The sequence below is a fragment of the Pseudomonas sp. NPDC096950 genome, assembly GCF_044762525.1.
Taxonomy (GTDB): domain Bacteria; phylum Pseudomonadota; class Gammaproteobacteria; order Pseudomonadales; family Pseudomonadaceae; genus Aquipseudomonas.
The window spans coordinates 61,549-74,051 of record NZ_JBIWEL010000006.1; the positions used below are offsets into that span (position 1 = coordinate 61,549).

Annotated in this window: 3 protein-coding genes; all 3 read left to right on the plus strand. The window is 58.9% G+C overall.

Features of this window, described 5'->3' with window-relative positions; genetic code table 11:
- Positions 1 to 88 precede the first annotated feature (88 nt).
- From ACIQY3_RS12695 to ACIQY3_RS12705, 3 genes are read left to right on the plus strand one after another with little or no spacing between them, the layout of a single operon-like run.
- A complete protein-coding gene (locus tag ACIQY3_RS12695; protein WP_403019763.1) occupies positions 89 to 4,957 on the plus strand; it encodes a neuraminidase-like domain-containing protein in 4,869 nt (1,622 codons plus the stop codon).
- The gene (locus tag ACIQY3_RS12700; RefSeq protein WP_403019764.1) at positions 4,954 to 9,591 is read left to right on the plus strand and encodes a SpvB/TcaC N-terminal domain-containing protein; all 4,638 of its coding nucleotides are present in this window, start codon (positions 4,954 to 4,956) and stop codon (positions 9,589 to 9,591) included. Before ACIQY3_RS12695 ends, ACIQY3_RS12700 begins: the two co-directional genes overlap by 4 nt.
- Positions 9,588 to 12,464: an RHS repeat-associated core domain-containing protein gene (locus ACIQY3_RS12705; protein ID WP_403019765.1), complete on the plus strand. Its 2,877-nt coding sequence runs from the start codon at positions 9,588 to 9,590 to the stop codon at positions 12,462 to 12,464. Before ACIQY3_RS12700 ends, ACIQY3_RS12705 begins: the two co-directional genes overlap by 4 nt.
- Positions 12,465 to 12,503 lie beyond the last annotated feature (39 nt).

Genomic DNA, 12,503 nt, shown 5'->3' on the forward strand with positions numbered 1-12,503 from the left:
ACCTTCGCCAACTGGAAAACAGCCGGGGAATCTGTCGTGGCAGCGAGCCGGTCTTTCGAATCAGCGCCTGTGTAAACGAGGAGCGATCATGTCCACTTCCATCGAAAAACAACTCAATGAATCCCGGCGTGACGCCCTGTTGGCGATGTACCTGCACGAGGTCGTCCCCCAGGACGAGACACTGAGAGAGCTGGACCTCAGCAACCGGATCGAAACAGCCAACGATGTCTACGAATACCTGCTGCTGGACGTGCTGGTCAGCCAGGACGTGCCGACCAGCCCTGTCGCGTGCGCCATTGCCAGCATGCAGCAATACATCCACGGCATTTTGCTGGGCATGGAGCCTGGGCAAACGGTTTTTGACCTGTCCGATGAGCAGTTGAGTCAGTGGAAGCTGGAAATGAATCAGTACCCGTTATGGGCGGCGGTGCAACAACTGCATTACTTTCCGTCGATCTACATGGACCCGACATTGCGCCTGACCAAGACCGACAACTTCGAGCAGTTCGAAAACGATATCAACCAGAACCAGATCCAGCCCGACACGGTGCAGACTGCCGTATTGGCCTACCTGGCACGCTTCGAGGAAATCGCCAATCTACGCGTCGTGAACGGGTACATCGATGGCGAAGACTTTGCCAATAGCACTTACTACTTTGTCGGCAAATCACCGGCGGAAAATGCCTATTACTGGCGCACGCTGGACATGGCCCGGCGTCCGGCCATCGGGCCGGCTCCAGACCCGGCGAAACCGCCCCACAAATATGACAAGCCACTGCCCGACGCCTGGACTGACTGGAAAAAAGCCACCGTGCCGATTTCCACCAAGGCCCTCGAACACACGATTCGGCCGGTGTGGTTCAACAAACGCCTGTTTGTATTCTGGGCAGAAGTCACGACCACCGACAGCGACGCCATGCCACCCGCCTCGCCTCCCCCGGAAGGCCAGCAACCGCCACCCAACACCCAAACCAACCCGATGTTCAGGCTGTACGGTTCGTATAAAAAATACGACGACACCTGGAGCACGCCGCAGGTGTACATCGAGAACTACAGCACCACCCGGGAATTGCGTGAGATGGACCCGCACCTGCTCGAGCAGGGCACCGATACCATCGCAGTCTTCGACCACTCGACCACACCGGAGTCGTTGTTCCTGGCGATCTATGCCAACCACCACCATGGTGGTGCAGACAACGGTACCCAGGACAGCTACAGCTTGTTGAGAACGGTGCGTATCGACAAGAACTTCCTCATCACGCCCTTGTTTCCTTCCGTGGGCTATGTTGAAGGCACCAAAGCGCAAGCGCCCGGGATCAGCAACATCGAAGAAGGCCATGTGCGGATGGTCTGCCATCTCTTTGCCCATGAAGCGGCGGGGAAAGGCCGATTCCAGTATTGGCTGCCGACCGGGAGTCATGAGTTTGGAAACGTGACCGCGGCATCGCCCACGACTGAAAAAGACACTTGGAACTTCATGGATTGGCAACCGTTAATCAAGGACTCGAACAGTTCGACTGTTTCTTATGATCGAAGCAGTTCTAGAATCTCTATTACTTCGTGGCTGACGGATAACTTTCCATCCACTACAAAAATAACGATTTCGCTTAGAGACTCGATTAAGGAATTGATAGAAATAATCCTGGTGGTGCATGCCTATGAAACAGGCAAATGGATAAAACTGCTTGACGGGTCTCAAATCAAAGCCACAGACACCGAATTCCTTAACAATAACTCTCCGGAGACCACATTTATAGGCAGTCCGAATAACGTCAAATGTCTAATCGTTGACGAAGATAAAAAGGAAACCTTTTACCACGACCCTATCAATACAGGACAAATCGGACTCATCTCAGGAAAGTTCATATTAAAAGAATTACTCGACACCATTATCAATGAGCCCAGCAGCATACAAATTGACACCCTATTTAAATACTCTTCTGGTCACACACCTCCAAAAACGCTGAGCATTGCATCTACAGCGATCACCCTCGACGGCCCGTATTACTTCAGGCATGTCATCCTGCATCCAATGGATGTCACCACCACGCCAGTTTCTTTCACCCAAATGCGTGTGTTGCATGAGTCGGCCATAACGCCATTCATCAACAGCCAGAATACGTTGACCTTTGAAATCCCGATCAACCAGAAAACCCTGCGCCCTGATACCTGGCCAGTCACATGGCCCGGTGAAGACGTCCACGTATCGATTCCTTTGATCCATGGCATAACGGTTTATAAAAGAACTCCCGGCGTGGTTATCGGCACCTACTATTACGTAGGCAGTGCACTCAAAACAGTTTCAGTCGGCTGGATAGAAAACCCGGATGTCACGCCGCAAATTGCCCCCTGGATCGATCACATGGAAAGCCCGACCCTGGGCAACGCCGAGTTCATCGATTTTTACGGTTCATCCATCAGTAACAACGATGCGGATAATGAAGAACGTGCGCCGATCCGCATGAATACCACCTTCGCCCGCAACCTGATTCAGCGCGCCGAAGCCGGGATTGACGTACTGCTCGACTGGGATACCCAGCACCTCAGCGAACCGCCCATGGCTCCTCACTTGAGTGAAGAGCCCATGGACTTCAGTGGCGCCTATTACCTGTATTTCCTCGAGCTGTTTCTGTACATGCCGTGGCTGGTGTCGTACCGGTTGAATCAGGAACAGCAATATAACGAAGCAGAGCGCTGGCTGGCCTACCTGTTCGACCCGATGCGCCAGAAAGGCGAAAAGGGTCATCCGCCCTATTGGAATGTCGTGCCGATTGCCCCTGAAGAGGCAAGCACCACCGGGGTTGAAATGAGCCATGCCACCCTGTGGCCGAATGATCCACACCAGATCGGCCTGAGCCATCCGGTGCATATCCGTAAGGCGCTGTACTTACTGCTCCTCGATATCAAGCTCAACCGGGCAGACCACGCTTACCTGCAACTGACCCCCGACAGCTTGAGCGAGGCCAAGCTGCAATACGTTCAAGTGCTGGATTACCTGGGGCCACGGCCAGATGTGCGGCAGGTCGATTCGTGGGAGCCGATCACCCTGCAAGCCCTCAGCACCACCAAAAATACCGGGTTTAGGGTATTTGAAGATCGCTTGCTGACGTTCAACCAGCAACAAATCGACGATCCGTTGCCGGACTTCGGCGGCCCTCATCCCGAGGCAGTGCCTCTACTGTGCTTGCGTCCTTTTGCCGAAGACCCGTCCTTGCCGACGGTCGACAATCCCTATCTGCGCCTGCCCTTCAACCCTGAATTGATCATGCGTTGGGACCATGCGGAAGGTCGCCTGTACAACTTGCGGCACAACCTCGACCCCGCTGGCAAACCGCTGCACCTGCCCTTGTTCGCCCCACCGTTGGACCCACGCGCCCTGCTGGCGGCTTATAACCAGGGACTCTCTGGCGCGGGCCTGAACCAACTGCTGAACCCGCAAATTCCACCGTACCGTTTCAGCGTGATGTATGCCCACGCTCTGAATTTGACTCAACAGGTGATCGAGTTTGGCACCACCCTGCTGTCGCTGATCGAACGCAAGGAACAGGCGCAATACCTGGAGTTGCAGCAACAACACGCCTGGACCCTGGCGCAAGACGCCCTCAATGTGCAGCGTCAGGCATTGCAAGTGGACGAGAAGAATCGGGCGGCACTCATGGCCAGTCGACGTGTCGTGCGAGGACGCCTGGACTATTACAGCCAACTGGCTGATGAATTCATGAGCCCACTGGAACTGACCGCCAGCTATTTGCCATTGAGCGCGCGCGTACTGGCGGGCGTGGCAGGTGTTGCCCTGTCAGCCGCTTCAGCCACCAAAACGGCGCCCAATGTGGGTGGTCTATTTGCCGCCGCCGGAGTTGGATTTGCCACAGGGGCAGTATTCGGCGGGGGTCAACGCCTGGAGGGTCCGCAAGAGTCAGCGGGTACTGCGAATCTGAGCCTGTCTGACGTGACCAACTCGGTCAGTCAGAGTCTGCATCAAACCGCAATTTACCAACGCCGCCAACAGGAGTGGACCCAGGCGCGCAATCAAGCCGAACTGGAACTGGCGCAAATCGACGCACAGCTCGATGTTTATACCGAGCAACACAAAGCCACGCTGCTGCAGGTCTCCATGGCCCAGACCTCGCTGAACCAGGCCCGGAAAACCTACGAGTTCCTCACCCGCAGCGACCGTTTCAGCAAGGCCCAGACTTACGACTGGCTCAACGGTCAGTTCGCGACGTTCTACTTCAACGCGTATTCCTCAGCCCTGTCGTTGTGCCAGGCCGCCGAAGCGTGCTGGCGTTACGAAGAGGCGGATTACCATCGGCCGCCGGCGTTTACCGGCGGCACCTGGAATGCCACCTATCGAGGGCTGGGTGCCGGGGAATCGCTCAAGCAAGGGTTGCTCAAATTGCAGGCCGACCACCTGTTGCAGGATGTGCGCGAACTGGAGATCCGCAAAACCGTTTCACTCGGTCAATTGAAAGGCAAGGACCCGAGTTCGACCCTCAACAAGGATTGGACGGGTATTCAAAAAGACCTGACGGACAACGGTGCCTGCGAGTTCGAACTGACGCAAAAAATGTTCGATGACGATTACCCCGTGCACTACCGGCGTCGCATCAAGAGCATCAGTTTGACCCTACCGGTGACCGTCGGCCCCTATGAGGACATCCGGGCGATCCTGAGCCAGACCTATAGCCGGGTAGAAATGTCGCCGACTCCCGGTCAGACGCCCAAGGACAATTTGCGCTCCAGCCAGCAGATCGCCCTGTCCACCGGTGTCGATGATTCAGGCATGTTCATCCTCAACTTCCAGGATGACCGTTACCTGCCGTTCGAGTACACCGGCGCCGTGTCGAAGTGGCAGTTGCGGTTTCCCAATCACAACAACCAGGCGCACATCATTGAATCCGCCACGGACATCATCTTGCATGTGTCGTACACCGCGGTGGACGGAGGGTCGCTATGAACGAGCAAGCCTCCGGCACCCTCGACATCGCCGCCCCCTCCCTGCCCAAGGGTGGCGGTGCCATTCAGAGCATCGGCAAGGGCTCGGCCGGCGTCGGGTTCACGGGTTCCTTAGCGGAAGGTTTGGCCCTGCCAATCAGCAAGGCCCCCAACCGTGAATGGGTCCCGCCGCTGGGCTTGAGCTACAGCAGCGACGTGGGCAACAGTCCCTTTGGCATCGGCTGGAAACTGACCACCAATGCCATCACCCTGCGCACCAGCAAGGGCGTGCCGACCTATGACGGCAGCGACCAGATCGTGGGCCCCGGCGGCGATGTGTGGATGCCCGAAAAAAGTGACGATGGCCAGATCATCTCCAGAGAGGTGGCCAAGTACAGAACCGTCGATATTGCCCGGCATCGTGTGGTGCGTTACTGGCCGCGGGTCGAAGGCGCCTTTGATTTGATCGAGCATTGGACCCTGGTCGAGCAGCCGCAGAATCCGCAAGACCCAACCTACAACCCGGCCGGTTTCTGGTTGATCCACGGCGCCGACGGTAGCTTGCACCTGTACGGTAAATCACCGAACGCGCGCCGGGCTGATTCAAACGACAAGACCCGCGTCGGTGTATGGATGATCGATGAAAGCCTCAACCTTCGCGGCGAACACATCGTGTACGAATACATCGCGGAAACCGACGCGCCCACCGCGCCGCAATTTCGTGATTACCGCGCCCAGCGCTACCTGTCGCGGGTGCTTTACGGCAACCAGAGGCCCGAGGCGAATCTCTATGCCTGGAGCGCCACAGGCTGGACACCCGAGCACTTCTTCTTCCATTTGCGGTTCGACTACGGCGAGCGCAGCACCGACCTGACACAAACGCCAACTTATGGCGGGGAAGACGAATGGACGGTACGCTCGGACCCGTTCTGGAACTACGCCTACGGTTTCGAACTGGGCACCCGGCGCCTGTGCAAACAAGTGCTGATGTTCCACCACTTCCCCGCCGAATTGGGGCCCAACCCGGTACTGGTCCAGCGCCTGTTGCTGGAACACCGCCAAAGCCCGTTGGGCTTCAACCACCTGACGGCGGCGCACATTCAGGCCTGGGACAATCAGGGCCAGGTCGAAAACCGTCCCCCCGTGGAATTAGCCTACAACCCGTTCGAGCTGGATCCCGGCCATCCGGGGTATAGCAAATTCCCGGACATGCCCGGTCTCAACGATGGCCAGCAGTATCAATTGACCGACCTGTACGGCGAAGGCATGCCCGGCGTGCTGTTTCGCAGTGACAAGGCCTGGTACTACCGCGAACCCGAGCGGGGCGAAAACGGCGCTGATCATGTGCGCTATGGCGACTGGCACCTGTTGCCGCACATTCCCGTGGCGGACAGCCGCATGCCCCTGCGCCAGTCCCTCAGCGACCTGACCGGCGACGGCAAGCTCGACTGGGTGATCGCCCAGCCGGGGCTCAGCGGGTTCTTCACGCTGAACCCGGACCGCAGTTGGTCCAACTTCGTGCCGTACAGCGCTTTTCCCAACGAGTTTTTCCACCCTTCGGCGCAATTGGCCAACCTGGTGGGCGACGGCCTGAGCGACCTGGCGCTGATCGGCCCGCGTAGCGTGCGGTTGTACGCCAACCGTCGCGAAAGCGGATTTGCCGCTGGCGATGATGTGCCCCACGATGACGATGCGCTGCCGTTATTGAGCAACAGCAAAACCGAACTGGTGGCCTTCAGCGACGTGCTAGGCAGTGGTCAGCAGCACTTGATCCGCATCCGTCATAACGAAGTCAAATGCTGGCCGAACCTGGGACGCGGACGATTCGGCAAAGGCTTTGTGCTGTGTGCCCTGCCTTTCGACTACGCCACGTTCAACGCCTCGCAAGTCCTGATGGCGGATCTCGACGGCTCCGGCGCCACGGACTTGATCTACCTGGAATCCGACCGTCTGCGGGTCTTCATGAATCGCGCCGGCAACGGCTATGCCGCCGAGTCGCAAGACTTGCCGTGGCCCCCGGGTGTGCGCTATGACCGGCTCTGCCAGGTGAGCACCGCCGACTTGCAAGGGCTGGGTTGCTCCAGCCTGATCCTGACCGTGCCACACATGTCACCGCGCCACTGGCGCTACGATTTTGTGCAGGCCAAGCCTTATCTGTTGAACGCCAGCAGCAACAACATGGGCGCCGTCAGCGGGGTGACCTATCGCAGTTCGGCCCAGGAATGGCTGGACGAAAAAGTCGAGTTGCTCGCGGCCGGCAAAGCCCCGGTGTCCAGCCTTCCGCTCACCCTGCACCTGGTCAGGCAAAAGACCAGCCTCGATGAAATCACCGGCACTTGCCTGACCGAAGGTTACCGCTACCGCCAGGGCTTCTACGATGGCGTCGAGCGCGAGTTCCGTGGCTTTGGCCTGCTATTGCGCACCGACACCGAAGCGACGGCCGTCGAGCGCGCCAGCCTTGGGTTCACGGCGCCGATCCTCAGCAAAACCTGGTTCCACACCGGCAAAGCCGTGGACATGCGTGACGAGGGTTATTACAACCGTGACCCGTTAGCCGTCCCGCTGGGCACCACCTTGCTGCACGAATACCACCTCAATGACGGGGTGGGCCGTGCGGTGGTTCCCGACGAGGATCTGGCCCGGGAGATGGCCCGCGCCCTCAGTGGCTCGGTGTTGCGCACGGAGGTGTTTGCCGCCGATGACGACCCGGACACTGCCGTGCCTTACTCGGTGCAGGAAAGCCGCTTCCTGGTGCGCGAACTCAAGCCCAAGGGCAACCACCAACCCTATGCGGTCCTGCAACCGCTGGCCCTGGAAAGCATCGCCTACCAGTACGAACCGCAAGTCCCCGACGACCCGCTGTGCCAGCACACCCTCAACTTGCAGTGGAACAAATATGGCGTGCTGACCCATGGGTTCACCGTTCACTACGCCAGACGCCGCGAGCCCGGTGTCGGTGACCCGCCGTTCATCGTCTGCGAAGCCGGTGACGACCGTGATGAATGCCATGAAAACACGTGGTGGGCAGACGCCCACGATCCGGCCCAGCAGAAGTGGTACCTGAACCAGGCCAAGGCGCAGGTCTATGATCTCGAAACGCCGCAAGAATGGCGTCTGGGCTTGCCTTATCGTCAACGCGGCAATGCGCTGGTCCTGGAAAAAGCTGAACTCAAGCCCCAGGACATCAACTACGAACACTTCCTGGAACGGAGCGATGACAAGGGCCCATGGGCGGCGAAAGCCGTGCTGACCGGGCTGTCCTTGCAGCGGTATCAGAATCCCGCCAACGGCGAGCTGTTGGACCCGGCCCCCGAGAAGAATGCCATCGTCTTCGAAGCGCTCCCCGACTACCTGGAAACCGCCGAACTGGACGCCACCGCCCTGAGCGCCTACGACAAACTCAAGGACGCCCAGGGCAACATGCCGTTCAATCTGAAGGAAAAACTCGAATCCCCCGAGGTGGGTTACCACATCATGGACGAGTTCCTGCCGAACGCTGAACCCGGCGAACCGACCGACCCTTCGGACGCGAAAAACTACCTGTGGTCGCTGCGCAAAGGGTTTCCCACCTACCACACGCTGGCAGGCTTCTTTAACGTCAAGGCGTTCCGCCAGACCCAGAGTCACGGCATCACCGAGGTCACTTACGACGAACCTTACTGGTGCCTGTCCACGGCGGTGAAATTGCCGGACGGCTGCATCACCCGCACCCTGAACACCGACTATCGTTCGTTCCTGCCGGCGGCCATCGAAGACCCCAACCAGAACATTCAGGAAGGTCGCTACAACGCCTTTGGCGAAGTGTTGGTCACCAGTTTTCACGGAACGGAGCTGGGCGAAAAAGTCGGTTTCAAGGCACTGACCGATTACCGTCCGCCCGCCGACCGCAGCCCTGACGCCGCGATCGCCGGCCCCAATGCGGCCATCGGCGACTACGCCACGGCCACCTTCAGCGCGCCTTTCAGCTGGATGGGCCGGGTTTCACAGACGACGCCCCCCGGCGCGCCCTGGCTGGCGTGGGCGCGGGATAACGGTTATGTGCTGCCCGGCGGTCACCTGTGTACCCGCGCCCGGTGGCACCTCCAGGATCTGGAAACACCATCAGCGGACGAGCAACTGCTGAAAAAGTATGTCGATGAAGCCCATCGCGAACCGGTGCATGTCGCCACGTTGCAAGCGGATCGCTACCCCGGCGACCCGGACCTGCAAATCCGGATCGCCATCGCCTGTTGGGACGGATTCGGCCGACCCCTGCAAGCCAAGCAATTGGTCGAGCCGGGAAAAGCCTGGGTGGCCGGGGAGCACGGCGAGTTGCAGCTCAATCCCGACGGCACGCCGAAAGAAGAGCATGCCGAGCAGCGCTGGCGAGTCAGTGAACCGGTCATGTACAACAACAAGGGCGAGACGGTATTGATCTGCCGGCCGTACTTTTGCAATTCATACCGGCGCATCAACGACCGGGCGATGTTCAAGTTCGGCTACTGCGACCAGCAGTTTTATGACCCGCCCGGCCGGCCCACCCGCACTCTGCTGGCGAAAAAGCCTCTGCGCCGGGAAGTGTGGTATCGCACTTGGTACACCATCGCCTTCGATGAAAATGACACCTATGAACAAGCCATGGCCGAGATGCGGGCGTCGCAGCAGGCGGAGCAATGAGCACAACCATTGATCGACGCACTCCGACGCTGACGGTCAGTGACAGTCGTGGGCTGGCGGTGCGGCAAGTGGCTTATTACCGAGGCAATGTCAGCGCCAGTGCGCAGCCGCGCATCAACGCTCAGACCTACGACGCGGCCGGGCGCCTGGTGGCCAATCGTGATCCTCGACTGCAGCAAACGCCGGCCGCGCGGGCCAACCTGCTGACGATCTACAGCCTGTCCGGGGCAGTCTTGAGCAGCGACAGTGTGGACGCCGGATGGCGCCTGAGTTTGTCCGGTGAGGCGCAACAAGCGCTGGAAAACTGGGATGGCCGGGGCAGTCACCAGCGCAGTGAATACGACGTGCATCTGCGCCCGGTCGCACGGTACGAATCGCTGTCCGGGGAACCGGCACGTACCGTTGAACGCTTGAGCTACGCCAATAACACCGCCGAGTTCGCGGCGCGTAACCAGTGTGGTCAATTGCTGCGCCATGACGACCCGGCCGGCACGTTGCTGTTCAATCAACAGGCCCTGACCGGTGAAGTCATCAGCCAGACCCGGCGCTTCCTGCCCGATGAACAAGCTGCCGACTGGCCGCTGGACATCGCCGCACGCGATACCCTGCTCGAACCCGACAAACGCTACACCACCCTTCAGCGCTACAGCCCCGTGGGCGAATGGATTGTCCAGACGGATGCCGGTGAGCACCAACAACGTCGGTTCGTCGATTGCGCCGGTCAGCTCAAGGGCGTTGCGTTGACCCTCAAGGGCAAGCCGTTCCAGCCACTGCTGACCGCCACGCAGTACAACGCCGAAGGCCAGCTGCTCAGCCAGACCGCCGGCAATGGTGTGGTGACCACGGCGACGTTCGAAGCCAGTACCGGTCGGTTGACGCGCCTCAACGCTGCGGCCCCTGGCAAAGGTGTACTGCAAGACCTGAGTTACGAATACGACCCGGTGGGCAATATTTCCCGGTTGCAGGATCACACGCAAGCGGTGCGTTTTTTCGCCAATCAACGGGTCGTGCCGGAAAACACCTACACCTACGACAGCCTTTACCAACTGATCAGCGCCACCGGCCAGGAAGCCGTCGGGGCAAGCATCCGCCCCGGCCTGCCGGACCTGATCAGCCCCATCGACTCCAACCTGTTGCTCAACTACACCGAGGAATACGAGTACGACGCGGGCGGCAATTTCGCCGAATTGCGCCACCGTCGCGAAGGCAACAACTACACCCGCACGATGCGCGTAGCCCAAGGCAGCAACCGCGCCTTGCCCGGAGAAACCGACGGCCCGGCACCGGAATTCGAGCGCCAGTTCGACGCCAATGGCAACCTGCAAACCCTGGTGCCCGGCGCACAGCCGATGGTGTGGGACGGGCGCAACCAGTTGCAAAAACTGACGACCGTCAACCGTGCCGACACGGCCAGTGATGGTGATGGTGAGTACTACCGCTATGACAGTGGCGGTGCACGGGTGCGCAAGGTCAGTTTGGCCCAGGCTAGAACCGTGGCCCATCAGCGGGAAGTGCGTTACCTGCCGGGCCTGGAAATCCGCACGCTGGATGCCAGCGAAGAACTGCAAGTCATCAGCGTGGCGCTGGGGCGTGGCAGTGTCCGCTGCCTGCACTGGGTGACCGGAAAACCGGCCGACATCGAAGCGGATCAAACCCGCTATAGCCTCGATGATCACCTGGGTTCGTGCAGCCTGGAACTGGATAAAACCGCCGGCGTCATCAGCCATGAAGGCTATTACCCCTATGGCGGTACGGCGTGGTGGGCCGCGCGTTCGAAGGTAGAAGCGGACTATAAAACCATTCGGTATTCAGGCAAGGAGCAGGACGCCAGTGGATTGGTGTATTACGGGTTGCGATACCTGGCGCCGTGGTTGGGGCGGTGGGTGAATCCGGATCCGTTGGGGGCGGTGGACGGGTTGAATTTTTATCGGATGGTGCGCAATAACCCGATAGGGTTTGTGGATGACACGGGGGGGATGCCGACAGAAACCACTGTAAATATCGGAACTCCACCGCCATCCCCTACGACGTCAGCGCGAGCATCAGCATCAGCATTAACCAGCTCATTTCGCAGAGAGGAAACAACATTCTCAGTCATCGAGAACCCCCAGTTCCGCAAAGACCACAGGTTTCCCCCGCCAATGCCTGACAGCTGGGAGGTCTGGCGTAGCAACTGGGCGAGTACCGAAGTCAGTTGGAATAGCTTCAAGTCAGGAATGAAGAACATCCTCTTGCCAATAGTTGATTCCCGTGTCGGGTTAATCGCATTCCCTACCGGGGGCGCAAGTCCAGCCGCATCGGCAATAGCATCGTTTATTGGAGTGGCTTTAAGCCCGCTCCTTACAAACGAACTTCATCCTAACCCCGCCGCGACGCCTTACATGCATATTCCTGGCATGCCAACAGACTCAGAGGGCATATTCCAACGCACCCAAGAGATCCATCAAATACATAACAGATACGTCATTGCCGCAACTGCGGCGGGAGCGTCACTTGGGCCATTGAGCATGGTCATCAACAGCTATGTTGACGAACTCAGAGGCACGAAGGCAAAAGTAGAGAAAAAAGCCGAGGCGGCAGATCTGATGACTAACTTGAGCAAAGTAATCCTCGACCTGAAAATGCGACCAGCCGGCACAGTATCAGCGCACGAGCAAAACACGCTGATCCAGCAGATCCTCAGAATGGAGGGTTTGAGTGCGATCTCGCCAAGGTCAGTGAGAATGCTTGAGGACACGCGAGCGCTAGGACCTCTCTATGGGTATTCGCAAGATGAAACGGATCCCGACGTGACGGTCTCGCACTCTGAATGGACTACCCCACCCCCACCTGAACAAGCACCAGTAGCCCGCAGGAGAATCACTCACCGTTAGAGAGCTATGACGGTCTCCCCCGGCGGGCCCACCATGCTA

Bases quoted from the DNA above. Each gene is read 5' to 3' on its own strand.
- ACIQY3_RS12695 (WP_403019763.1), top strand. From the start codon at position 89: ATGTCCACTTCCATCGAAAAACAACTCAATGAATCCCGGCGTGACGCC.
- ACIQY3_RS12700 (WP_403019764.1), top strand. From the start codon at position 4,954: ATGAACGAGCAAGCCTCCGGCACCCTCGACATCGCCGCCCCCTCCCTG.
- ACIQY3_RS12705 (WP_403019765.1), top strand. From the start codon at position 9,588: ATGAGCACAACCATTGATCGACGCACTCCGACGCTGACGGTCAGTGAC.